Source organism: Klebsiella terrigena, assembly GCF_006539725.1.
GTDB classification, from domain to species: domain Bacteria; phylum Pseudomonadota; class Gammaproteobacteria; order Enterobacterales; family Enterobacteriaceae; genus Klebsiella; species Klebsiella terrigena.
Window position 1 is genome coordinate 1 of the sequence record NZ_BJNO01000008.1, and the last position, 23479, is coordinate 23479.

The 23479-nt window shown below is 56.6% G+C and carries 23 protein-coding genes and 1 tRNA gene; 12 read left to right on the plus strand and 12 right to left on the minus strand.

All coding sequences use genetic code 11. The features are described from left to right. Positions 1-3: 3 nt before the first annotated feature. From RTE01_RS11260 to mltB, 10 genes are all read right to left on the minus strand, one after another. A tRNA-Ser gene (locus RTE01_RS11260) sits at positions 4-96 on the minus strand. Between the two features lie 324 nt (positions 97-420). Then, positions 421-606: a carbon storage regulator CsrA gene (csrA, locus tag RTE01_RS11265; protein WP_000906486.1), complete on the minus strand. Its 186-nt coding sequence runs from the start codon at positions 604-606 to the stop codon at positions 421-423. A 238-nt stretch (positions 607-844) separates the two neighbouring features. Beyond that, the gene (gene alaS, locus RTE01_RS11270) at positions 845-3472 is read right to left on the minus strand and encodes an alanine--tRNA ligase (RefSeq protein WP_134527363.1); all 2628 of its coding nucleotides are present in this window, start codon (positions 3470-3472) and stop codon (positions 845-847) included. A gap of 253 nt (positions 3473-3725) precedes the next feature. Further along, positions 3726-4226: a recombination regulator RecX gene (recX, locus tag RTE01_RS11275; RefSeq protein WP_041147727.1), complete on the minus strand. Its 501-nt coding sequence runs from the start codon at positions 4224-4226 to the stop codon at positions 3726-3728. 135 nt (positions 4227-4361) lie between these two features. Continuing rightward, entirely contained in the window at positions 4362-5420 is a 1059-nt protein-coding gene (recA, locus tag RTE01_RS11280) for a recombinase RecA (protein ID WP_041146866.1), read from the minus strand. 80 nt (positions 5421-5500) lie between these two features. Then, a complete protein-coding gene (gene pncC / locus RTE01_RS11285) occupies positions 5501-5998 on the minus strand; it encodes a nicotinamide-nucleotide amidase (protein ID WP_041146867.1) in 498 nt (165 codons plus the stop codon). Between the two features lie 136 nt (positions 5999-6134). After that, positions 6135-7016: a metal ABC transporter substrate-binding protein gene (locus RTE01_RS11290; RefSeq protein ID WP_134527366.1), complete on the minus strand. Its 882-nt coding sequence runs from the start codon at positions 7014-7016 to the stop codon at positions 6135-6137. Between the two features lie 7 nt (positions 7017-7023). Continuing rightward, the gene (locus tag RTE01_RS11295) at positions 7024-7887 is read right to left on the minus strand and encodes a metal ABC transporter permease (protein WP_041146869.1); all 864 of its coding nucleotides are present in this window, start codon (positions 7885-7887) and stop codon (positions 7024-7026) included. Continuing rightward, positions 7884-8594 carry a metal ABC transporter ATP-binding protein gene (locus RTE01_RS11300; RefSeq protein WP_166793751.1) on the minus strand — a complete coding sequence of 237 codons (711 nt, stop codon included), beginning with the start codon at positions 8592-8594 and terminating at the stop codon, positions 7884-7886. Before RTE01_RS11300 ends, RTE01_RS11295 begins: the two co-directional genes overlap by 4 nt. Before the next feature lie 203 nt (positions 8595-8797). Then, positions 8798-9874: a lytic murein transglycosylase B gene (gene mltB, locus RTE01_RS11305; RefSeq protein WP_041146871.1), complete on the minus strand. Its 1077-nt coding sequence runs from the start codon at positions 9872-9874 to the stop codon at positions 8798-8800. A 297-nt stretch (positions 9875-10171) separates the two neighbouring features. Here mltB and srlA point away from each other — a divergent pair, with 297 nt between their 5' ends. The 7 genes from srlA (at position 10172) to gutQ (ending at position 15095) form a co-directional block, all read left to right on the plus strand. Then, positions 10172-10735 carry a PTS glucitol/sorbitol transporter subunit IIC gene (gene srlA, locus RTE01_RS11310; protein ID WP_134527369.1) on the plus strand — a complete coding sequence of 188 codons (564 nt, stop codon included), beginning with the start codon at positions 10172-10174 and terminating at the stop codon, positions 10733-10735. Continuing rightward, complete coding sequence (gene srlE, locus RTE01_RS11315) at positions 10732-11697, plus strand: PTS glucitol/sorbitol transporter subunit IIB (RefSeq protein WP_041146873.1); 966 nt, start codon at positions 10732-10734, stop codon at positions 11695-11697. The genes srlA and srlE overlap by 4 nt, the downstream gene beginning before the upstream one ends. Positions 11698-11710: 13 nt before the next feature. Further along, positions 11711-12073, plus strand: coding sequence for a PTS glucitol/sorbitol transporter subunit IIA (srlB, locus tag RTE01_RS11320; protein WP_115192061.1), 363 nt, complete (start codon positions 11711-11713; stop codon positions 12071-12073). A gap of 17 nt (positions 12074-12090) precedes the next feature. Continuing rightward, positions 12091-12870: a sorbitol-6-phosphate dehydrogenase gene (srlD, locus tag RTE01_RS11325; RefSeq protein ID WP_041146875.1), complete on the plus strand. Its 780-nt coding sequence runs from the start codon at positions 12091-12093 to the stop codon at positions 12868-12870. Between the two features lie 65 nt (positions 12871-12935). Beyond that, a complete protein-coding gene (gutM, locus tag RTE01_RS11330) occupies positions 12936-13295 on the plus strand; it encodes a transcriptional regulator GutM (RefSeq protein WP_115192060.1) in 360 nt (119 codons plus the stop codon). Between the two features lie 68 nt (positions 13296-13363). Next, positions 13364-14137: a glucitol operon DNA-binding transcriptional repressor SrlR gene (gene srlR / locus RTE01_RS11335; protein ID WP_041146877.1), complete on the plus strand. Its 774-nt coding sequence runs from the start codon at positions 13364-13366 to the stop codon at positions 14135-14137. After that, entirely contained in the window at positions 14130-15095 is a 966-nt protein-coding gene (gene gutQ, locus RTE01_RS11340; protein WP_041146878.1) for an arabinose-5-phosphate isomerase GutQ, read from the plus strand. The genes srlR and gutQ overlap by 8 nt, the downstream gene beginning before the upstream one ends. On the opposite strand, the gene norR is transcribed toward gutQ, so the two are convergent. Further along, positions 15058-16602: a nitric oxide reductase transcriptional regulator NorR gene (gene norR / locus RTE01_RS11345; protein ID WP_141335022.1), complete on the minus strand. Its 1545-nt coding sequence runs from the start codon at positions 16600-16602 to the stop codon at positions 15058-15060. The two genes, gutQ and norR, sit on opposite strands and share 38 nt — an antisense overlap. Positions 16603-16788: 186 nt before the next feature. On the opposite strand from norR, the gene norV reads away from it, so the two are divergent. From norV to RTE01_RS11370, 4 genes are all read left to right on the plus strand, one after another. After that, positions 16789-18234, plus strand: a complete 1446-nt coding sequence (gene norV / locus RTE01_RS11355; protein ID WP_134527372.1) for an anaerobic nitric oxide reductase flavorubredoxin — start codon at positions 16789-16791, stop codon at positions 18232-18234. Further along, the gene (gene norW, locus RTE01_RS11360) at positions 18231-19364 is read left to right on the plus strand and encodes an NADH:flavorubredoxin reductase NorW (RefSeq protein WP_076946050.1); all 1134 of its coding nucleotides are present in this window, start codon (positions 18231-18233) and stop codon (positions 19362-19364) included. The genes norV and norW overlap by 4 nt, the downstream gene beginning before the upstream one ends. A 90-nt stretch (positions 19365-19454) precedes the next feature. Further along, positions 19455-19679, plus strand: coding sequence for a hypothetical protein (locus RTE01_RS11365; protein WP_166793701.1), 225 nt, complete (start codon positions 19455-19457; stop codon positions 19677-19679). Positions 19680-19998: 319 nt separating this feature from the next. Beyond that, positions 19999-20223 carry a hypothetical protein gene (locus tag RTE01_RS11370; RefSeq protein WP_134527378.1) on the plus strand — a complete coding sequence of 75 codons (225 nt, stop codon included), beginning with the start codon at positions 19999-20001 and terminating at the stop codon, positions 20221-20223. A gap of 264 nt (positions 20224-20487) precedes the next feature. Here RTE01_RS11370 and RTE01_RS11375 read toward each other — a convergent pair whose 3' ends face one another. Beyond that, positions 20488-22305 carry an ATP-dependent nuclease gene (locus RTE01_RS11375; RefSeq protein ID WP_134527381.1) on the minus strand — a complete coding sequence of 606 codons (1818 nt, stop codon included), beginning with the start codon at positions 22303-22305 and terminating at the stop codon, positions 20488-20490. A gap of 682 nt (positions 22306-22987) precedes the next feature. Between RTE01_RS11375 and RTE01_RS11380 the strand changes: the two genes are divergently transcribed. Then, the gene (locus RTE01_RS11380; protein ID WP_080773226.1) at positions 22988-23449 is read left to right on the plus strand and encodes a SymE family type I addiction module toxin; all 462 of its coding nucleotides are present in this window, start codon (positions 22988-22990) and stop codon (positions 23447-23449) included. Positions 23450-23479: the final 30 nt, after the last annotated feature.

Genomic DNA, 23479 nt, shown 5'->3' on the forward strand with positions numbered 1-23479 from the left:
AAATGGCGGTGAGGCGGGGATTCGAACCCCGGATGCAGCTTTTGACCGCATACTCCCTTAGCAGGGGAGCGCCTTCAGCCTCTCGGCCACCTCACCACACGCCTCTTTCGAGTGCTTCGAAGAACTTGTTTCTGCTCTTCGTCGCTGCGATGGCGCACATATTACTTTCTGGTACTTATAAGTCAAACAATTTTTCGAGACCTTTTTTCTGTTTGCACACTTACCGCGCAATCAGCCTGCAAAAACGGCAAAAAGAGCGTTTAATCAACAGAAATTCAGGGGTTAGAGCCAGCTAAAAGCAAAAAATAAACGCGACGGACGATGGACAAGTAACGGAAAAGAGAGGCGTCGGGAGTAGAAAAGAGAGAGAAATCGGCTGGCGGTGGGATGCGCCTCACGAAATCGCGAGGCGCGAAAGCCTTAGTAACTGGACTGCTGGGATTTTTCAGCCTGGATACGCTGGTAGATCTCTTCACGATGCACGGAGACTTCTTTAGGGGCATTAACGCCAATACGTACCTGGTTACCCTTAACCCCTAAAACTGTCACAGTGACCTCATCTCCAATCATGAGGGTCTCACCAACTCGACGAGTCAGAATCAGCATTCTTTGCTCCTTGAAAGATTAAAAGAGTCGGGTCTCTCGTATCCCGGCATTATCCATCATATAACGCCAAAAAGTAAGCGATGACAAACGCCTCACGGCGTAAGCAGTCATGGCATCACATTCTGTTAAACCTAAGTTTAGCCGATATACACAACTTCAACCCGACTTTATCGTTATCAGTGCTTCTCTTGCAAGATACCGTAATCCGAAGATTACGGCACCTATGCGTTTATAGTTATTACAGTTTTGCGCTTACCCAGCCTTTCACACTGGCTAACGCAGCAGGGAGAGCAGACGCATCGGTACCACCGGCCTGAGCCATATCCGGACGACCGCCCCCTTTACCGCCCACCTGCTGAGCGACCATACCAACCAGCTCCCCTGCCTTCACGCGATCTGTCACATCCTTAGACACACCGGCAATCAGAGAAACCTTACCATCCGCCACCGTGGCTAACACTACAACCGTTGAACCCAGCTGGTTCTTCAGATCGTCAACCATGGTGCGCAGCATTTTTGGCTCAACGCCGACCAGCTCGCTGACCAGCAGCTTAACGCCGTTAATCTCTTCCGCTTTGCTGGAGAGGTTTGCGCTCTCCTGCGCTGCCGCCTGCTCTTTCAGCTGCTGCAGCTCTTTTTCCAGCTGGCGAGTACGTTCCAGCGCGGAGCGTACCTTGTCGCCGAGGTTATGGCTATCGCCCTTCAGCAGCTGTGCGATGTCGCCCAGCAAATCGCTTTGGGAATGCAGGCTCGCAATCGCGCCTTCACCGGTCACCGCTTCAATACGGCGCACGCCCGCGGCGGTCCCGGATTCGGAGGTGATGCGGAACAGGCCGATATCGCCGGTCCGTGAAGCGTGAGTACCGCCGCACAGCTCGGTGGAGAAATCACCCATTTTCAGGACGCGAACGCGGTCATCATACTTCTCGCCGAACAGCGCCATTGCGCCAGATTCACGAGCCGCATCGATATCCATGATGTTGGTTTCGATAGCCAGGTTGCGACGAATTTGCGCATTGACCAAATCTTCAACCGCGCGGATCTCTTCCGGTTTCATCGCTTCAAAATGCGAGAAGTCAAAGCGCAGCGCTTTGTCATTTACCAGAGAGCCTTTCTGAGCCACGTGCGTACCGAGAACCTGGCGCAGCGCTGCATGCATCAGGTGGGTCGCGGAGTGGTTCAGACGGATACGCTGGCGGCGAGCGCGATCGACATCGGCCTGCACTGCGTCACCCACTTTCAGGGTACCGCCGGCCACTTTACCGATATGACCAATAGCCTGGCCGTACTTCTGCGCATCGCTGACGATAAACGAGAAGCCCGCGCCTTTCAGCTCGCCCTTATCGCCGACCTGACCGCCGGACTCTGCATAGAACGGCGTCTGATCCAGAATAACAACCGCTTCCTGGCCGGCGCTGACGCTATCAACCGCTTTGCCGTCGATGAACAGCGCGGTGATCTTGCCGTTCAGCTCGAGGCTATCGTAGCCTTTAAACTCAGAAGCACCCTCAACGCGGATCATCGCATTGTAGTCGGCGCCGAAGCCGCTGGACTCGCGCGCGCGACGGCGCTGCTCTTCCATTGCCGCTTCGAAGCCTGCTTCGTCAACTTTGATATTACGCTCGCGGCACACGTCCGCGGTCAGGTCGACCGGGAAGCCGTAGGTATCGTACAGGCGGAAGGCGGTTTCGCCGTCCAGGGTGTCGCCCTTCAGCTTAGCCAGCTCTTCGTCGAGCAGCGCCAGGCCGCGTTCCAGAGTACGGGCAAACTGCTCTTCTTCCGTTTTCAGAACCTGCTCAACCTGAGCCTGCTGCTGCTTCAGCTCTTCGCCGGCGGCGCCCATGACCTCAATCAGCGGCGCAACCAGTTTCCAGAAGAAGGCATCCTTCGCACCGACCATATTGCCGTGGCGGACGGCACGGCGAATGATACGACGCAGCACGTAGCCGCGGTTTTCATTCGACGGGATCACGCCATCAGCGATCAGGAACGCACAGGAGCGAATATGATCGGCAATCACGCGCAGCGACTTGTTGGTCAGATCGGTGGCGCCGGTCACTTTGGCGACATTCTCGATCAGCTGACGGAACAGGTCGATGTCGTAGTTGGAGTTCACGTGCTGCAGAACGGCAGCGATACGCTCAAGGCCCATACCGGTATCAACGGACGGCTTCGGCAGCGGCTCCATGGTACCGTCAGCCTGACGGTTAAACTGCATGAAGACGATGTTCCAGATCTCAATGTAGCGATCGCCGTCCTCTTCCGGGCTTCCCGGAGGGCCGCCCCAGATGTGGTCGCCGTGGTCAAAGAAGATTTCGGTGCACGGGCCGCAGGGGCCGGTATCGCCCATCTGCCAGAAGTTATCGGAGGCAAACGCGCCGCCTTTATTGTCGCCAATGCGAATAATGCGCTCACGCGGAACGCCAACCTCGTTGGCCCAGATGTCGAAAGCTTCGTCATCGGTTTCGTAAACGGTTACCCACAGCTTTTCTTTCGGCAGAGCGAACCAGCTTTCACCGGTTAACAGCTCCCATGCGTACTTGATGGCATCCTGCTTGAAGTAGTCGCCGAAGCTAAAGTTGCCCAGCATTTCAAAGAAGGTGTGGTGACGCGCGGTATAGCCGACGTTTTCCAGATCGTTGTGTTTACCACCCGCACGAACGCAGCGCTGCGAGGTGGTCGCACGGGAATAATTACGCTTGTCGAGGCCAAGGAACACATCCTTGAACTGGTTCATCCCGGCGTTGGTAAACAGCAGGGTCGGGTCGTTGTGCGGCACCAGGGAGCTGCTGGCAACTACCTGATGTCCCTTACTATGGAAAAAATCGAGAAACGCCTGACGGATCTCAGCAGTGCTCTTGCTCATAATTATCCTGAAATCAAGCTATACACTCATCCTTCACGCCGCCTCGATGCTGGCTGCGCCCGTTCACCTCAGCTACGTACCTTTGTACGCCTCAGGGACTCACTTCGTTGCTGCCTTGATGCGGCGTGAATGATTTTGTGTATAAGGAATAATCGCCCTGGGCGCTGATTGCCTTTTAAACAGCCAGCGGCCGGACGGAATAAAGTGGGAATAAGATAAGTTTTCTTTACGGGGAAGTAAAATCCCCGATGGGTCAATCTGCAAAATTTCGCCAGATTTCCTGGATATCTTCCATTAAGTAGCCGCGGTACAGCAAAAAGCGCTGTATTTTGACTTTTTCGGCAAATACGGTGGGAAGCGGATCGCCATACTTCCTCTGCGCCTGCTCTTTCGCCAGCAGCGCCCAGTCGATTTCGCACTCGCGCATTGCGCGCTCACCCTCTTCCCGGGCAATGCCTTTCTGGTTCAGCTCCTGGCGGATGCGCGCCGGGCCGTAGCCTTTGCGGCTCCGGCTGGCAATAAACTGGCGGACAAAGCGCTGGTCATCGAGGTAGCGGTTTTCGATGCACCAGGCCACAACGCGATCGACCTCTTCCGGCGTAACGTCCAGCGCCTCGGGGCCATTTTTCCCCATAACCGGCGCGGCCAGCTTGCGTCGCAGCTCCTGTTCGCTATGGTCGCGCATTGCCAGAATACGAATCGCGCGATCCAGCAGACGTGCGTAGCCGGAACGGCGGGATGAAGATTCAGTCACGGGCACCTCGATAATCAAAAAGCAAAAGGGCCGCATAAGCAGCCCCTTGTTTTCCCGTCTTGTTCACATCGCACGAGCGCTGGCGTTTGCCTGCCCTGCCACCTGAACGCTTCAGGAGATAATTACCTGACGGTATCAGAAATCCTGTTCGCTTGCTTCTTCGCTTTTACCATCAACCACGAAGTCCGGCGTAGCGTCCTGGTTGTTCAGCAGCAGTTCACGAACTTTCTTCTCGATCTCTTTCGCCGCAGCCGGGTTCTCTTTCAGCCAGGAGATAGCGTTCGCTTTACCCTGACCAATTTTGTCACCGTTATAGCTGTACCAGGCGCCCGCTTTTTCAATCAGCTTCTCTTTCACGCCCAGATCGACCAGCTCGCCGAAGAAGTTGATGCCTTCGCCGTAGAGGATCTGGAACTCAGCCTGCTTGAACGGCGCGGCGATTTTGTTCTTCACGACCTTCACGCGGGTTTCGCTACCAATGACGTTATCGCCATCTTTTACCGCACCGATACGGCGGATATCCAGACGCACGGAAGCGTAGAATTTCAGCGCGTTACCGCCGGTGGTGGTTTCCGGGTTACCGAACATCACGCCAATTTTCATACGGATCTGGTTGATGAAGATCAGCAGCGTGTTGGACTGCTTCAGGTTACCGGCCAGCTTACGCATCGCCTGGCTCATCATACGCGCCGCGAGGCCCATGTGAGAGTCGCCGATCTCGCCTTCGATTTCCGCTTTCGGCGTCAGCGCCGCAACGGAGTCGACCACCAGCACGTCTACCGCACCGGAGCGCGCCAGCGCGTCACAGATCTCAAGCGCCTGTTCGCCGGTGTCCGGCTGAGAACACAGCAGGTTGTCGATATCGACGCCCAGCTTGCGGGCATATACCGGATCCAGCGCGTGCTCTGCATCGATAAAGGCACAGGTTTTACCTTCACGCTGCGCGGCGGCGATAACCTGCAGGGTCAGCGTCGTTTTACCGGAAGATTCTGGCCCGTAGATTTCGACGATACGGCCCATTGGCAGACCGCCAGCGCCGAGGGCGATATCCAGGGAAAGCGAACCGGTGGAGATAGTTTCCACGTCCATGGAACGGTCTTCACCCAGGCGCATGATGGAGCCTTTACCGAACTGTTTTTCGATCTGGCCCAGTGCTGCCGCCAACGCTTTCTGTTTGTTTTCGTCGATAGCCATTATTACTCCTGTCATGCCGGGTGGAACCGGGTAGTGAATTCTGTTCTGTTGAAGCAATTATACTGTATGCTCATACAGTATCAAGTGTTTTGTAGAAATTGTTGCCAGAGGAGCTGCAGGGCGTAGGCCGTGGCCTGACGGCGCACCGACTCGCGGTCTCCGGCGAAACATTCCCGCTGGGTGACCCCCTGCCCGTTGGCGCAGGCCACGCCAAACCACACCGTTCCGACGGGCTTTTCCGCGCTGCCGCCGTCCGGCCCGGCCACGCCGCTCACCGAGATCGCGTAGGTGGCGCGGGCGGCACGCAGCGCGCCAATCGCCATCTCCACCACCACCGGTTCGCTCACCGCGCCGTGCTCGGCCAGCGTCGCTTCGCTGACGCCAATCATCTGCGATTTAGCTTCATTGCTGTAGGTGACAAAACCGCGCTCAAACCACGCCGAGCTGCCGGCGATATCGGTCAGTACTTTAGCAATCCAGCCGCCGGTACAGGATTCAGCCGTGCTCACCGTCGCGCCCTGCGCCTTCAGCGCCCGCCCAACCTGCTCACTCAGCTGCATTAATTCGGAATCTGTCATCGTCGCCCCGTTTAAGCCAGATAAAGAGGCCATCAAAGATAGCACTTTCAGCACAGATGTGGGGATGAGGAGATGAATTTACGAGGGGGCTTGCGAAAATGAACGGTCCCGAAGTCCGGGACCGTGGAATAGCGCGTTACTTCATGCTGCCGGCAATCAGCTCGACGTTATGGCGCATCATTTTCACGTAGCTGTCCGCCACGCCGCCCGGTTTCGACAGCGCTTCCGGATAGAGCTCGCCGCCCGGCTGCGCGCCCGTCGCGTTGGCAATCTGCTTCACCAGCCGCGGATCGAGCTGGTTCTCCATAAACCAGGTGTGCACGTTATCGGCTTTAATCTGTTTAATCAGTGCCGCAACCTGCGCGGCGCTGGCTTCGCTCTCCGACGACAGCCCCTGCGGCGCAAGGAAGGTCACGCCGTAGGCGCGGCCAAAGTAGCCGAACGCATCATGGCTGGTCAGAACCTTACGCTTAGCCAGCGGAATGGTGCTGAACTGGTTCTTCGCCCAGCCGTGAATCTCGTTGAGCTGGCCGATATAGCGCTTGCCGGAGACCTCAAGCGCTGCTTTATCCTCAGGGTCGGCTTTAACCAGTCCGCTAAGGATATTCTGCGCGTACAGCGCGCCGTTGGCGGCGTTGTTCCAGGCGTGCGGATCGGTCACCGTTTTCCCGTCCTCATCGAGGGTATGGGTTTTTACGCCCGTCGACGCCACCACCAGCTCGCCTTTGAATCCCGATGCCTTGATCAGCCGGTCGACCCACCCTTCTAGCCCGAGGCCGTTGACCACCACCACGTCGGCCTTGCTGAGCAAGGCGCTGTCCTGCGGCGACGGCTCAAAGGTGTGCGGGTCGCCGTCGGGACCGACCAGCGCATCGACGTGAACGTGCTCGCCGCCAACCTGCTGCACCATATCGCCCAGCACCGAAAAGCTGGTGACCACGTTGAGCGTTTTCGCCATCGCCCCCTGCGCCGCCAGGCCCAGCGCCAGCGCTAAAACTACCCCGGTACGTTTCTTCATATTTTCCTTACCCCATTAATTTGCGCCAGCCGACCACCAGCCGGCTGCGCGCGCCAAAAAACACCGAAATAAAAAAGATCCCGCTGGCGGTCAGCACGATGGCCGGGCCGGCGGGCAAATTCGCCGCCCACGACAGGCTGAGCCCCATCCAGGCGCAGGCGCTGCCGATCAGCGCCGCCAGCAGCAGAATGCCGGGCAGCGTTCGCGCCCAGCAGCAGGCGGCCACCGCCGGGAGCATCATCACCCCCACCGCCATCAGGGTGCCCAGCACCTGGAAACCCGCCACCAGGTTCAGCACCAGCAGGGCCAGGAACAGGCCGTGCAGCAGCGCAGGCAGCCGGCGGTTATTGACCTGCAGCCACGCGCTGTCAAAGGCCTCGCTCACCAGCCCGCGATAGAGCAGCGCAATGCAAATCAGCGTCAGGCTGGCGACCCCGGCGACGAATAGCGCCGCGTCGTTATCCACCGCCAGAATCGAACCAAACAGCAAATGCAGCAGATCGACGCTGGAGCCGCGCAGCGACACCAGCGTCACCCCCAGCGCCAGCGAGCCGAGATAAAACCCGGCGAAGCTGGCGTCCTCTTTGAGCGGCGTGCGGCGGCTGACCCACCCCGCCACCAGCGCCACCGCAATGCCGGCGATAAAACCGCCCACCGACATCGCCAGCAGCGACATACCGTTAAGCAGATAGCCCACCGCGACGCCGGGCAAAATCGCGTGCGACAGGGCATCGCCCATCAGGCTCATGCGCCGCAGCAGCAGGAAAACCCCAAGCACGGTGGTGCTCAGCGAAAGCGCCAGGCATACCACCAGCGCGCGGCGCATAAAGCCGAATTCGATAAAGGGCTGAAAGAAGGTGTGCCAGATCATGCCAGCCTCGCGGAGTCGAAGGCGGGAAGCACCTCGCCGGTCTCGCCCCAGCGGGCGTGCCGGGACTCGAGCAGCAGGGTTTCCGGGAAATAGTCGGCGACGCGCTGGCTATCGTGCAGCACCGCCAGCACGGTCTGCCCCTGCCGGTGCATCTCGAGGATCAGCGTCATCAGCTCGCGGCTGGTCGACTCATCGATCCCGGTAAAGGGCTCATCGAGCATCACCAACGGCGCCTGCTGGACCATCACCCTGGCAAACAGCATGCGTTGGAACTGGCCGCCGGACAGCGCTTCAATCGGCGTTTTCTCCAATGATGCCAGGCCAACGCGATCCAGCGCCGCGTCAATGCGCCGGCGGAACTCGCCGCCAATGCCGCGCAGGAGCGAGACCTGCGGCCAGGCGCCCTGGCTCACCACGTCCCGAACCACGAGGGGAAACTGTGATTCCAGCGAATGCCGCTGTGCCAGCCAGCCGATAACCGGTCGCGACGCGCGCCAGTGCACGCGGCCGCTCACCGGGGGGATAAACCCGGCCAGCGTTTTTAGCAACGTCGATTTACCGCAGCCGTTGAGGCCGACGATGGCCGTCAGGCTGCCCGCGGCGATAACGCCGCTTAGCGCGGGGGTGATCGCCAGCTCTTCATACCCGGCAACGAGGTTTTCCAGTTCGATCATGGCAGAGTTACCGCCCACCAGGTCGCCAGCCACAGCAGCGCCAGCAGGATGCAGGCGAAGCCTGTGCGCAGCGCGGCGGAGCTTGAAAAAAGAGAAGTGAACATCATCGCCTCATTCAATATGTTATAACATAACATTATTGGATCGGCGGAATAATGTAAATCAGCGTCAACGAAGGGAAATGCTGCAAAATGTAACAGACTCCCCTCCGGGCAGAGGGAAGTCTCGGGGAAGGCCTACTGCCCGCGGGCCTGAGAAACGGCCAGGCCGAGCTGCCAGACGGCCATCGCGTAGTGGGTGCTGTGGTTATAGCGGGTGATGGTGTAGAAGTTCGGCAGTCCGTACCAGTACTGGTAGCCGGTGCCAATATCGAGGCGCAGCAGGCTCGCCTGCTGATGGTTACCCAGCGGCTGCGTTGGCGTCAGGCCGGCCGCCGTCAGCTGCGATACGCTGTAATTGGTCTTAAAGCCGTTCTCCAGCCCCGGCGCCTGGCCCATGGCCGGAACCGCAACCAGATCGCCGCTCACCCAGCCGTGCTGCTTGAAGTAGTTGGCCACGCTGCCGATCGCATCCACCGGGTCCCACAGGTTGATATGCCCGTCGCCGTTGAAATCCACCGCGTACTGGCGGTACGAGGAGGGCATAAACTGGCCGTAGCCCATGGCACCGGCGAAAGAGCCTTTGAGATTCAGCGGATCGTCGCTTTCGCTGCGCGCCATCAGCAGGAAGGTTTCCAGCTCGCCGGAGAAGTACTCGGCGCGACGCGGATAGCTGAAGGAGAGCGTCGCCAGCGCGTCGAGAATACGGGTTTTACCCATCACGCGGCCCCAGCGGGTCTCCACGCCGATAATACCAACGATGATTTCCGGCGGTACGCCGTAGACCTGCCAGGCGCGGTTCAGCGCGTCCTGATACTGATTCCAGAACGCCACGCCGTTTTGCACGTTATCCGGGGTAATGAACTGTTTTTTGTAGCGTAGCCACGCGCCGTTCGGCCCGGACGGCGGCAGTCCGCTAGGGGCCTGGCGGTCCATCAGGCGCAGGACGTAGTCCAGACGCTTAGCCTGGGAGAGAATTTCGTGCAGCTGCTGCCGGTCAAATCCGTGCTTGCTCACCATTTTGTCGATGAACTGCTCCGCAGCAGGATTGTTGGCGAAATCTCCCCCCATATTCATAACGTTATGCTGCGGCTCCAGCAGGAAGCCACCGGATCCTCCCGTGGTCTCCGTTACTGCGGTGGCTTTAGGTTTGCTGCTACAGGCAGCGAGGAGTACGCACAGCGGGAGTAATGCCAGATAGCGACGCTTCAACATGGGGCTTCCATTTAACAAATTCGGCAAAGGGTAATTATGGTAAAGCATGCGGCCGTCAACAAGGAAGCGGCAATCTATTCGTGGACAAAATAGTCCTGCCCGCTCCCCTCGCTCCCCGTCCAAAGATCCTCTTCCCGGCCAATTTTTAGGGCAAAATTTTCATCCCACCGGCAATAAACTTTCAAATTAAAATATTTATCTTTCATTTTGCGATCAATTTAACACTTTTAAACCTTTCAAAGTGATTAAAATCAGCTGCCAGTTAGCAAGAAAAATAACGCTACAAAGGAGAGAATAATGATCGAAGTTATTACCCACGGCGCCGAATGGTTTATCGGCCTGTTTCAGAAGGGGGGCGAGGTCTTTACCGGGATGGTGACCGGGATCCTGCCTCTGCTGATCAGTCTGCTGGTTATCATGAACGCGCTGATCAACTTTATCGGCCAGCTGCGGATCGAAAAGCTGGCGCAGCGCTGCGCCGGCAATCCGGTCTCCCGCTACCTGCTGCTGCCCTGCATCGGGACCTTCGTTTTCTGTAACCCAATGACCCTGAGCCTCGGGCGCTTTATGCCTGAGAAGTACAAGCCCAGCTACTACGCGGCGGCCTCCTACAGCTGCCACTCCATGAACGGCCTGTTTCCCCATATCAACCCCGGCGAGCTGTTCGTCTATCTCGGGATCGCCAACGGCTTAACCACCCTCGGCCTGCCGCTGGGGCCGCTGGCGGTGAGCTATCTGCTGGTCGGCCTGGTGACCAACTTCTTCCGCGGCTGGGTGACCGATCTGACCACCTCCATTTTTGAGAGAAAAATGGCCATCCAGCTTGCACAAAAAGTACATCTGTCCGGAGCTGCATCATGACGCGTATTCGTATTGAAAAAGGGGCCAGCGGCTGGGGCGGCCCGCTTGAGCTGGACGCCGTAGAAGGCAAAAAAATTGTCTATATCACCGCCGGAACCCGCCCGGCGATCGTCGACAAGCTCGCCCGCCTCACCGGCTGGCAGGCCGTGGACGGCTTTAAAGAGGGGGAACCGCCGGAAGATGAGATCGGCGTGGCGATCATTGACTGCGGCGGCACCCTGCGCTGCGGCATCTATCCGAAGCGGCGTATTCCGACCATCAATATCCACGCCACCGGCAAGTCCGGGCCGCTGGCGCAATATATCCTTGAGGACATCTACGTCTCAGGCGTTAAGGAAGAGAATATCCACCCCGTCGACGGCGCCGGCGAGCCGGCCCCCCGTCAGCCCGCGGGTCGCGATTACGACGCCAGCAAAAAAATCACCGAGCAGAGCGACGGCCTGCTGGCCAAGGTCGGCATGGGCATGGGCTCCGTGGTGGCGGTGCTGTTTCAGGCCGGGCGCGACACCATCGACACGGTGCTGAAAACGATCCTGCCGTTTATGGCCTTCGTCTCGGCGCTGATCGGCATCATCATGGCCTCGGGCATTGGCGACTGGATTGCCCACGGCCTGGCGCCGCTCGCCAGCCATCCGCTGGGGCTGGTGACGCTGGCGCTGATCTGCTCCTTCCCGCTGCTGTCGCCGTTCCTCGGCCCCGGCGCGGTTATCGCCCAGGTTATCGGCGTGCTGATCGGCGTGCAGATTGGCCTCGGCAATATTCCGCCGCATCTCGCCCTCCCCGCCCTGTTTGCGATTAACGCCCAGGCGGCCTGCGACTTTATTCCGGTCGGCCTGTCGCTCGCCGAAGCCCGGCAGGAGACGGTGCGCGTCGGGGTGCCTTCGGTGCTGGTCAGCCGCTTCCTGACCGGTGCGCCAACGGTGCTGATCGCCTGGTTCGTTTCCGGATTTATTTACCAATAAGAGGTTCCTGAAGATGACCGTGATTTACCAGACCACCATTACGCACATCGGCGCCAGCGCGACGATGGCGCTGGAGGAGCAGATGCTGATTACCTTCCGCGAGGGCGCGCCGGCGGATATCGAAGAGTACTGCTTTATTCACAACCACGGCGAGCTTGTCGGCGCGCTGGCGCCGGGAGCGGAGCTGCAGCTGGGGGATCGCTGCTACCCGGTCACCGCGGTCGGCGACGTGGCGGAACAGAATCTGCGCGAGCTGGGCCATATCACGCTGCGCTTCGACGGCCACCGCGTAGCGGAGTTTCCGGGGACGGTTCACGTGGCTGGCCCGGTACCGGAGGCGATCGCCCCCGGCTGTGTACTGAAATTTTTTGCTTAGGCTGTAAGGAGAGAACTATGAGTCAGGTTGCTGTTGTCATCGGCGGAGGACAAACCTTAGGTGAGTTTCTGTGTCGTGGCCTCGCCGCGCAGGGGTATCGCGTGGCGGTGGTGGATATTCAAAGCGATAAAGCCACCCGCGTGGCGCAGGCGATTAACGCCGAGTATGGCGAAGGGACGGCGTACGGTTTTGGCGCCGATGCGACCAGCGAGGCCAGCGTCGTCGCGCTCGCCCGCGGCGTCGACGAGATATTCACCCGCGTGGATCTGCTGGTCTACAGCGCCGGGATCGCCAAAGCGGCCTTTATCAGCGACTTTGCGCTGGGCGACTTCGACCGCTCGCTGCAGGTCAACCTGGTGGGCTACTTCCTCTGCGCCCGCGAGTTTTCACGGCTGATGATCCGCGACGGCATTCAGGGACGCATCATTCAGATCAACTCAAAATCCGGCAAGGTGGGCAGCAAGCATAATTCCGGCTACAGCGCGGCGAAGTTTGGCGGCGTCGGCCTGACCCAGTCCCTGGCGCTGGATCTGGCGGAGTACGGCATTACCGTGCACGCGCTGATGCTCGGCAACCTGCTGAAGTCGCCGATGTTCCAGTCGCTGCTGCCGCAGTACGCCCACAAGCTGGGCATTGCCGAAGATGAGGTCGAGCAGTACTACGTCGACAAGGTTCCGCTCAAGCGCGGCTGCGATTATCAGGACGTACTCAACGTGCTGATGTTCTACGCCAGCCCGCAGGCCTCTTACTGCACCGGGCAGTCCATCAACGTCACCGGCGGGCAGGTGATGTTTTAACCGCCGGTTCCCGGATCGCGCCGCGGTCCGGGCTCTTCCCGATACCACGCCTCAAGGAGATATTTATGGTTAGCGCATTGATTACCGTCGCCGCCATCGCCTGGATAGCCCAGCTCGCCTTCGGCGGCTGGCAGATCCGCCGCTTTAACCGCGCGTTTGATACGCTCTGTCAGCAGGGCCGCGTCGGCGTCGGGCGCTCGGCGGGCCGCTTCAAGCCGCGGGCCATCGTCGCCATCGCCGTTGATGAACACGACCGCGTCAGCGGCACCCTGCTGATGAAGGGCCTGACCATCTTCGCCCGTCCACAAAAAATCCCGGCGCTTGAGGGCAAACTTTTGCAAGAATTGCGGCCGGATATGATCTTTCCCCATGATCCGCTCTGTCGGAATGCACTATCATTAGCGCTTAAACCGAAACAGGTATAATTTCGTTGTAAAAGTAAATATCTTGCGAAATTATCACATCGAAACTTTAAACGCAGGATGTAACCGCTATGAAACCACGTCAGCGACAGGCAGCTATTCTTGAGCATCTGCAGTCGCAGGGTAAGTGCTCGGTCGAGGAGCTGGCGCAACACTTCGCTACCACCGGCACGACGATCCGCAAGGATCTGGTGACCCTCGAACACGCCGGCACCGTCATTCGCACCTACGGCGGAGTGGTATTGAATAAAGACGAAAGCGACCCGCCTATCGATCATAAAACGCTGATCAATACCACCAAGAAGGCGCGTATCGCCGAAGCCGCCGTGCGTTTTATTCACGACGGCGACTCGATTATCCTCGATGCCGGCAGTACGGTGCTGCAGATGGTCCCCCTGCTCAGTCGCTTCAATAACATCACCGTCATGACCAACAGCCTGCATATCGTCAACGCCCTCTCTGAGCTTGATAACGAACAAACGATCCTGATGCCCGGCGGCACCTTTCGCAAAAAATCAGCCTCCTTTCACGGACAGCTGGCGGAGAATGCCTTCGAGCAGTTCAGCTTCGACAAGCTGTTTATGGGGACCGACGGCATCGATCTGAACGCCGGGGTCACCACCTTCAACGAGGTTTATACCGTCAGCAAAGCGATGTGCAATGCCGCCAGGGAGGTGATCCTGATGGCCGACTCGTCGAAGTTTGGCCGCAAAAGCCCAAACATCGTCTGCGGCCTTGAAAGCGTGGATATGCTGATTACCGATGCCGGTATCGACCCGACCTTCCAGCGGGCGCTGGAAGAAAAAGGCATCAAAGTGATTATAACTGGAGAAGATCATGAGTAACTTTCTGTTAGAAGCCGGACGCCAGACCCTGCAGCTGGAGCTCCAGGAGGCGAGCCGCCTGCCTGAACGCCTGGGCGACGACTTCATCCGCGCGGCGGAAACCATCATCCACTGCGAAGGCAAACTGATTGTTTCCGGTATCGGCAAATCGGGCCATATCGGCAAAAAGCTGGCGGCGACCTTTGCCAGCACCGGCACGCCGGCGTTTTTTGTCCACCCGGCGGAGGCGCTGCACGGCGATCTGGGGATGCTCGACGGCCGCGACGTGATGCTCTTTATCTCCTACTCCGGCGGGGCGAAGGAGCTCGACCTGATCGTGCCCCGGCTGGAAGAAAAATCGATTCCTCTGCTGGCGATGACCGGCAAATCGAAATCCCCGCTGGCGCTGGCGGCCAGGGCGGTGCTGGACATTGCCGTAGAGCGCGAGGCCTGCCCGATGCACCTCGCCCCGACCTCCAGCACCGTCAACACCCTGATGCTCGGCGACGCCCTGGCGATGGCGGTGATGCAGGCCCGCGGCTTCAATGAAGAGGATTTTGCCCGCTCGCATCCGGCCGGCGCGCTCGGCGCGCGGCTGCTGAATAAGGTCCATCATCTGATGCGTCGCGACGAAGACGTGCCGCGCGTTGACGTCACCGCCAGCGTAATGAGCGCCATGCTTGAACTCAGCCGCACCGGGCTGGGGCTGGTGGCGGTATGCGATGCGCAAAACCGCGTCGAGGGCGTATTCACCGACGGCGACCTGCGCCGCTGGCTGGTGGGCGGCGGCACCCTTGAGGATACCGTCAGCCGCGCGATGACCCGCAACGGCGTGACGCTGCAGGATCAAAGCCGCGCGGTTGATGCCAAAGAGCGCCTGATGAAGCACAAGATCAGCGCCGCTCCGGTAGTGGATGAGCGCGGCCAGCTGGTCGGCGCGATTAACCTGCAGAACTTTTATCAGGCCGGGATTCTTTAAGCCCCAGACGCTTCGCCAGCCGATGCAGGTTGGCGACGTCCAGCGCCAGCGCCCGGGCAGCCGCCGCCCAGCTGCGGTTATTCTCCGCCAGCGCCCGGGCAATCGCCTCACGCTGGAACGCCTCCGTCGCCTCGCGCAGGTTTATCGCCTGCGTCGGCGCCAGCGGCGCGGCGCTCGGCAGGTTTGGCGCTTCGCCGGCAAACTGAAAGTGCTGCGGCGCCAGCACGATGTCATCACCCGCCTGGGTCGCCCGCGCCAGCACCACCGCGCGATGAATCGCATGCTCCAGCTCGCGGACGTTGCCCGGCCACGGCCAGGCGCCCAGCCTTACCCGCGCGGCGCTGCTTAACACCACCTGCCCCAGCCCCATCCGCAGGCGGCACTGCTCGCAGAAATAGCCCGCCAGCAGCACCACGTCCTGGTCCCGCTCGCGCAGCGCCGGCACCGACAGCGGAAAGACGCTCAGCCGGTGATAGAGATCGGCGCGAAAGCGCCCTTCTACTACCTCCTGGCGCAGGTCGCGGTTGGTGGCCGCCAGCACCCGCACGTCCACCCGCAGGCTGCGATCGTCCCCGACGCGCTGAATGTCGCCATATTGCAGCACGCGCAGCAGCTTCGCCTGCAGCGCCAGCGACAGCTCGCCAATTTCATCGAGGAACAGCGTGCCGTTATCGGCCATTTCAAACTTGCCGCTGCGGTTGCTGATAGCCCCGGTAAACGCCCCTTTGACGTGGCCGAACAGCTCGCTCTCGGCCACGCTTTCCGGCAGCGCCGCGCAGTTGAGGTAGACCAGCGGATTGGCGGCGCGCGGCGAGCCCTGATGTACGGCTTTCGCCACCAGTTCCTTGCCGGTGCCGGTTTCACCATCAATCAGCACGTTGAGATCCGATGCCGCGACGATACCAATCTCCTTTTTCAGCTGCAGCATCGGCGCCGAAAGGCCAATAATCTCCTGACGATCGGCGGCCGGGTAGCTTGCGCTCGGCTCCGGCAGCACGTTCTGGTTCTCCAGGCGGGCGATCAGCAGCGCATTGTTCAGCGCCCCCGCCACCAGCGCGGCAATCAGCCGCAGCTCCTCATCGCTGAAGCTGTCAAAGCGGTCGGCGTCCATGCCGTCGAGGGTCAGCGCGCCGATCAGCGTCTGCCCGGCAAACAGCGGTAGCCCAACGCAGGCGTGAACCTTGAGGCTTTCCTGGCCGGGGATCAGCCCGTCATACGGGTCCGGCAGGTCGCTATCCGCCGGGAAGCGCACCACGTCGCCGGCGCGGGCGATCGCCTCCAGCCGCGGATGCCCTTCGAGGGAAAAGCGCCGCCCCAGCACGTCCTGGGCGAGGCCGTCGATCGCCAGCGGCACAAACTGGTGCGCCTCATAGCGCAGCAGCGCCGAGGCATCGCAGCCGAGGATCTGCCGCAGGGTGGTAATCAGGCGCGGGAAGCGGTCGGCGTGGCCGATATCGCTTTGCAAATCAATGGCGATTTTCGCCAGCGCCTCTACGGAAAAGCTCATCGCTGCCTCACTGTCATTTTGACAATCACAATAGTCATAACGACTATTTTAACCATTGTCATTTTGACATCAATGTTTTTAACGAAAAATAATAAACAGAACAAAATCAAATAATTAAAAAGTTGGCACGCAACTTGATATAAGCAAAACATCTATTTTGAAAACGCTGAATTAATTGAGGTTGCTATGTCTATTCTGGTTAAAAATAACATTCATTGGGTTGGCCAACGCGACTGGGAAGTGCGCGATTTCCACGGAACCGAATATAAAACGCTGCGCGGCAGCAGCTACAACAGCTATCTCATCCGCGAAGAAAAGAACGTCCTGATCGATACCGTGGATCACAAATTCAGCCGCGAGTTCGTGCAGAACCTGCGCAGCGAAATCGACCTCGCCGATATCGACTACATCGTGATTAACCATGCGGAAGAGGACCACGCCGGGGCGCTGACCGAGCTGATGAACTCGATCCCGGACACCCCGATTTACTGCACCGCCAACGCCATCGACTCCATCACCGGCCACCACCATCACCCGGAATGGAACTTTAACGTGGTGAAAACCGGCGACAGCCTCGATCTCGGCAACGGCAAGCAGCTGATCTTCGTGGAAACCCCGATGCTGCACTGGCCGGACAGCATGATGACCTATATGACCGGCGACGCGGTGCTGTTCAGCAACGACGCCTTCGGCCAGCACTACTGCGACGAACACCTGTTCAACGACGAAGTGGATCAGACCGAGCTGTTCGAGCAGTGCCAGCGCTACTACGCCAACATCCTGACGCCGTTCAGCCGCCTGGTGACGCCGAAAATTACCGAAATCCTCGGGTTCAACCTGCCGGTGGATATGATCGCCACCTCCCACGGCGTGGTATGGCGCGATAACCCGACGCAAATCGTCGAAATGTACCTGAAATGGGCGGCGGATTATCAGGAAGACCGCATCACCATTTTCTACGACACCATGTCCAATAACACCCGCATGATGGCCGACGCGATCGCCCAGGGCATCACCGACATCGACCCGCGCGTGGCGGTGAAAATCTTTAACGTCGCCCGCAGCGACAAAAACGAAATTCTCACCAACGTGTTCCGCTCAAAAGGCGTGCTGGTGGGCACCTCGACCATGAACAACGTCATGATGCCGAAAATCGCCGGCCTGGTAGAAGAGATGACCGGCCTGCGTTTTCGCAACAAGCGCGCCAGCGCCTTTGGCTCCCACGGCTGGAGCGGCGGCGCGGTTGACCGTCTCTCTACCCGCCTGCAGGATGCCGGCTTTGAAATGTCCCTGAGCCTGAAGGCGAAGTGGCGCCCGGACCTGGATGCGCTGGAAGTCTGCCGCGAGCACGGCCGCGAAATCGCTCGCCAGTGGGCCCTCTCCCCGCTGCCGGCCAGCGCTGATAAAAAAGCGTCGGCTGAACAGCGCGACTGCGCCGCGGCAGCGGCGGCCGACCTCGGCCCGTCAATGCAGTGCAGCGTGTGCCAGTGGATCTACGATCCGGCGAAAGGCGAACCGAACCAGGACGTCCAGCCTGGCACCCCGTGGAGCGACGTACCGGAGAACTTCCTGTGCCCTGAGTGCTCTCTCGGCAAAGATGTCTTTGACGTTCTGGCAACGGAGGCAAAATGAGTGATGGCATCGTCATCATCGGCTCGGGCTTCGCGGCCCGCCAGCTGGTCAAAAATATTCGTAAGCAGGACCCGCAGATCCCGCTGACGCTGATCGCCGCCGACAGCATGGATGAGTACAACAAACCGGATCTCAGCCACGTCATCAGCCGCGGTCAGAGCGCCGACGATCTGACCCTGCAAACCGCCGGGGAGTTTGCCGAACAGTATAATCTGCGCCTGTTCCCGCATACCTGGGTGAGCGATATCGACGCCGAGGGCAAAGTGGTCAAAAGCCAGGATCGCGAGTGGCGCTACGACAAGCTGGTGCTGGCCACCGGCGCCGCGCCCTTTATTCCGCCGGTGCCGGGCCGCGAGCTGATGCTCACCCTCAACAGCCAGCGGGAATACGGCGCCGCCCAAACCCGGCTCCACGACGCGCGGCGCGTGCTGATCGTCGGCGGTGGGCTAATTGGCTGCGAGCTGGCGATGGATTTCTGCCGCGCCGGCAAAGCGGTGACGGTGGTCGACAACTCCGCCAGCGTACTGTCGGCGCTGATGCCGCCGGAGGCCAGCAGCCGCCTGCAGCATCGGTTAACCGATATGGGCGTGCACCTGATGCTGAAAACCCAGCTCGAAGGGCTGGAGCAAACCGCCGACGGCATCCGCGTAACCGTCGATCGCCAGCGCAGCGTGACCGTGGACGCGGTGGTTGCCGCCGCCGGCCTGCGCCCGGAAACCGCCCTGGCGCGTCGGGCAGGCCTTGAGATTAACCGCGGCGTGGTGGTCGATAGCCGCCTGCGCAGCAGCCATCCGGCAATTTTTGCCCTCGGCGACTGCGCCGAAATTAACGGCATGGTGCTGCCGTTCCTGCAGCCTATTTTGCTCAGCGCCATGTGCCTGAGCAAAAATCTACTGGAGCAGCCGGGCGAGCTGAAGCTGCCGCCGATGCTGGTGAAGGTAAAAACCCCGGATCTCCCGCTACATCTGGCCGGAGATACACGGCGCGAAGACCTGACGTGGAATATCGTGGCCGCCAACGACGGCCTGGTGGCTAAAGGCGTGGATGCGGAAAACCAGCTGCGCGCCTTTGTGGTCAGCGAAGACCGGATGAAAGAGGCCTTTGCGCTGCTGAAGCAGCTGGTGAGCTAAGCGCTTTCCCGGGTCGCGACGTCAACGCCTTGCCCGTGTATGGATACCCTCGTTACACAACCCTCTCTTGAGTTGTGTAACGGGGGCATATTGCGTTCGTATATCCGGCCCTCTCTCAACACCATCACCATCACCATCACCCTCACCCTCACCCTCACCCTCACCCTCACCCTCACCATCGTATACGGCCACGATGCTATCTGCGCGCCTGCTTCCCTTCGGGCTGGCGGCTTTTTGTCAGAGCGCTTTCAGCCAGGCCAGCTGATTATCCGAGCCTCGCTTAACAGCTTAAAAGCTGTTTTCTCATCACTGTAATCCTGGTTTAACAGCCCGAAGGATGTGTCAGAACCAACGACGACTGCGGCCCGCTTATTATGAGACATGTTTATCTGGTAACAATGCTCAACCAATTGCGTCTATTGCTGCCTGGTTTCGCAAAGTGAATGGGCTAACGCCAAAAGACGTGTGTGAAAGGTTAAGAGTGCCCTGCAGGCTTACGCTCCCCTGCCACGGACAGAATCACCGCAAAATCCTTCAGGATGAAAATTAGTTTTACCCCTACATTTAGTGGTGGTTAAGTGAAAGGGTTTTATCTATTCTGCTTTTATCAGCGAGCAGGCCGGAGTCACTCTTTGTGGATAATCCCATTCTTCAGAAAATCCTCATTATCGTTATTCTCATCCTGTGGGTAATCGATGAATTCCGGACCAGGAAAAGAAAAACCGCTGACCCCGCTATTGAAGCCGCTGATGCCAGGGAACGCCATCAATGGCGCTATCTCAGATGGGGGTTCCGGGCAATACAAGCGGCAGCGACGGTGTATATCGTCGTTCAGCTGATTCAGGTATTACTGAGATAGATGACACAGGCAGGTACAGCTGGACAGAGACATTTTACTGTCCAAGTGGGCCTCGGTGGGCGCCGTGGTGTAGGTGCCATGAGTGCTAGGAGCGGACATTGAGAACGTTACTGCACATTAGGTCAATGTATATAAGCACTTGGTCTGGATGTTGTATTGATTTTTTTAAATCATGATAGAGTCTGCCATATTCTCTGGTCGTTTAAAACAGCCCTCTACTGGAGAGGACTGTTATTTGATAATGGTTATTTTAGCCTTACAAGATTAGATGCTCCAGATTTCAGGGTTCTTTAACGACTCAATCTGAGCTTTATTACTAGCATAAAATGCGTGATACATGCCCACCATTTCTTCGTTGGATTTAATGAAAACTGATGGATCTTTATTTAAAACTTTACTATATTTTTCAAAAATCGCCAAATATTCAGGAGATAAAGCATCCGAAAGAATTGAGATGACAGTTTCAACTTTATTTGATGGGTTGAAATCATTCAAAAACATCCCTTCAAAATGAGGTATTTGTATAAATACCATTGGTGTTTTACTTTTAACACATTCGTTCATTATGGATAGATTTGTCCCCCAAGCCCCATTACCAGAAACATTCCCTTTCCTTAAGCATTTTGGAATATCGGAGTCATGTACTGCTATATAACTGACATCAAAATGATTTAATATTTTAGCAAAGGTTTTTATATTTCCTTTTCCTAGACAGTCAATGATGTGATAATCAACCCCAACAACCTCGCATATTTTGTTTATGACAATCTTTTCAGTGGGCCCTTCAACTAATATTATATTATCGTAAAAGAAAAACTCATTAACCATTGGGTTGCACAATCTGATCATTTTCATATTATCTTTTTCTTCGTCAGAAAAAGACAACTCATCCGTAGATATTGTTTTATTTAAAGACTTGTCTTTTTCTATCCTAATTATAGTGGTGTGTTTTTTAGATAAGTCTATAAATACAGGGGAGTGCGTTGTAGCCATCACCTGCCAGTTTTCATTTGTCGCAGCGAAATTATAAAGTGATTCCCTCGCATCTCTAATTACTGGCGGGTGAAGGAATGACTCTGGCTCATCAATTAACAAAATATATTGTTTTTTCTCAACAGAGACTGCTTTACCTTTAGATTTGGATTTTTTAATTTTATCTCGTGCATGAGATTCGTGAGTCAATATTTGCAAAGCAGACCATAAAACGGAGCGGCGAACGCCATGGCCTTGGTTCTCGAGAAGAGAACCACTTACCCCATCCATTTTTACTGTAAGGTTAGATTCTGAAACCATAACATCCGCATCTACGGGATCCTTGGACAGTATATTTAATTCCAGTTCTAGCCCGGGGAAAACCGATGATGACGATTCAGATACTTGCTTTAGAAGATCATCGATTTTTGATTTGGAATCCTTCATAAGAGTGTCTGTTAGCTCTTGTATTTTCTGTATTATTTCAGCTTTACTTTCTCCTGTTTTCAGTAATTCATCTTTTGCATCTTCCTTTAGGAAACTTATGATTATTTTTTTTGTTTCGTCCATGGATTTATCTGGACTTATTCTTATTGGCTGAGGAACTCGACTTTGTAGTAAAGTGTCTAGCCCCCCTGAACCCCCATCAGAAAATATACGCTTACCCGAAGCCTCATCAAGGCCATAGGATTGTTTTTGAGCTGGTTTTTCCGGATCTGACCAGATCCACTTAACACAATAATAGCGTTTACTTTCCAGTGGTATGCTTTTTTCCTCCCAGTCTCCCCCATACTTTCTTGCCATATTTCTCCTATCCAGAGCATCATCTTTATAAAACCATTTATCACCACCTAATGTACGAATATCATCATCAGTGACATCAGTGAAAATACCACACATTTCGATTGGTATAGATATATCTGAATTATAAAAATCATGAGCAGTCAGACCTTTTGATGAGCCTAAAGACGCAAATTTTTCATACGCATCTAATATCGTAGACTTCCCTGAGTTATTTGGTCCAATTAGCACAACTATATCATCGATGTATACTTCTATTTCATCTTTTATAGATTTGTAGTTTTTAATGTTAAACTGCTGTAGTCTCATTGCGTGTTATCCTTTTTCTATAAAAAATAACTATTGCTAACACAAGCTAACATAATTGGAGATCAAGGTGACAGTCTATTAATTAATACCAGAACATGCTGTGATACACGTTGTATAAACGTTACTTCATTCTCCTCTTCTGTATGATTTGCTGCCGCTTTTAGGTGTCGGAGGCTTCCATTTATCTTTTCTTTTTCTCAATCAACAACTTCTTTTCTAGTGCTTACAAAGTTGGATTCTTGAAACTGAAGATGTCCGCTCCTCCCCATACCAGCCCTTTAGCATCACCGTTCACCTTGTTGCCTGTACTCTGACTCGTCCCAGTGTCCAGGTGACGGAATGAGGTATTCCACAGCCCGCCGTTCTGGCAAAAGGCATTGGATAGATACCCTCAATCCCGCTACCCATGACAAAATCCCCGTGTACTCTTATTAATAATGCAACGTTGCATGATCTTATATTCTTTCCTGAATCCCCTTCGCATTAATCAATGTTGTCCATGATATATATACTGTGTTTTTATTCAGTGCAGTATAATAAATAAACCCAGATAAAACCCTCACCTGTCATAACGGAAGGATGGAAGGATGGAATAAGCAGGAAGATTTTTAAAGAGCGCGGTATGAAAGTGTTACCAGCACTTCCACACCGCTAACCACAGACAACTAAACAGGAGTTGAATATGGCTGAGCAGAATTTTAAGCCAGAAAGTGCTATTGCCAAAATAGATTCTGATGAATCAGAAACGAGTGGTAAAAATTGCGAGCTGGAACGTAAAAAATCCGTTAAGCACTTGCAGAATAAATCCACAACGGAGTCACCACTACCGCTTGACCGCACGGAGTTTTATGACCGTATGCGGCATGACTATATCCCGCTCCAGGGTGACTGGCTTTCGCAGGCCGGATTTACGTCGGGTATGCCGGTAAAAATCAGAGTGATGCCAGATTGCATTGTGATCACCGCCCAGAACAGCCGGGAGCTGTTCGGCTGTGCCGAAGGGTTAAGCGCGGCTCATTTCAGCAAGAAGAAAATGGACTTGTGGATCAAGACGTTTCCCGGTGCGCTTAACGATACCGGTGACCTGCCGGTCATCCGGCGGGAGAATCCCCGCTATGATTGCCTGAAGCGAAGCCGTGACTGACCCTTAAGGTAAAATCCCGGCTCAGGCGGC

Coding starts and splice junctions, on each gene's coding strand:
- csrA (WP_000906486.1), bottom strand. CDS start 606: ATGCTGATTCTGACTCGTCGAGTTGGTGAGACCCTCATGATTGGAGAT.
- alaS (WP_134527363.1), bottom strand. CDS start 3,472: ATGAGCAAGAGCACTGCTGAGATCCGTCAGGCGTTTCTCGATTTTTTC.
- recA (WP_041146866.1), bottom strand. CDS start 5,420: ATGGCTATCGACGAAAACAAACAGAAAGCGTTGGCGGCAGCACTGGGC.
- pncC (WP_041146867.1), bottom strand. CDS start 5,998: ATGACAGATTCCGAATTAATGCAGCTGAGTGAGCAGGTTGGGCGGGCG.
- RTE01_RS11290 (WP_134527366.1), bottom strand. CDS start 7,016: ATGAAGAAACGTACCGGGGTAGTTTTAGCGCTGGCGCTGGGCCTGGCG.
- RTE01_RS11295 (WP_041146869.1), bottom strand. CDS start 7,887: ATGATCTGGCACACCTTCTTTCAGCCCTTTATCGAATTCGGCTTTATG.
- mltB (WP_041146871.1), bottom strand. CDS start 9,874: ATGTTGAAGCGTCGCTATCTGGCATTACTCCCGCTGTGCGTACTCCTC.
- srlA (WP_134527369.1), top strand. CDS start 10,172: ATGATCGAAGTTATTACCCACGGCGCCGAATGGTTTATCGGCCTGTTT.
- srlE (WP_041146873.1), top strand. CDS start 10,732: ATGACGCGTATTCGTATTGAAAAAGGGGCCAGCGGCTGGGGCGGCCCG.
- srlB (WP_115192061.1), top strand. CDS start 11,711: ATGACCGTGATTTACCAGACCACCATTACGCACATCGGCGCCAGCGCG.
- srlD (WP_041146875.1), top strand. CDS start 12,091: ATGAGTCAGGTTGCTGTTGTCATCGGCGGAGGACAAACCTTAGGTGAG.
- gutM (WP_115192060.1), top strand. CDS start 12,936: ATGGTTAGCGCATTGATTACCGTCGCCGCCATCGCCTGGATAGCCCAG.
- srlR (WP_041146877.1), top strand. CDS start 13,364: ATGAAACCACGTCAGCGACAGGCAGCTATTCTTGAGCATCTGCAGTCG.
- gutQ (WP_041146878.1), top strand. CDS start 14,130: ATGAGTAACTTTCTGTTAGAAGCCGGACGCCAGACCCTGCAGCTGGAG.
- norR (WP_141335022.1), bottom strand. CDS start 16,602: ATGAGCTTTTCCGTAGAGGCGCTGGCGAAAATCGCCATTGATTTGCAA.
- norV (WP_134527372.1), top strand. CDS start 16,789: ATGTCTATTCTGGTTAAAAATAACATTCATTGGGTTGGCCAACGCGAC.
- norW (WP_076946050.1), top strand. CDS start 18,231: ATGAGTGATGGCATCGTCATCATCGGCTCGGGCTTCGCGGCCCGCCAG.
- RTE01_RS11375 (WP_134527381.1), bottom strand. CDS start 22,305: ATGAGACTACAGCAGTTTAACATTAAAAACTACAAATCTATAAAAGAT.
- RTE01_RS11380 (WP_080773226.1), top strand. CDS start 22,988: ATGGCTGAGCAGAATTTTAAGCCAGAAAGTGCTATTGCCAAAATAGAT.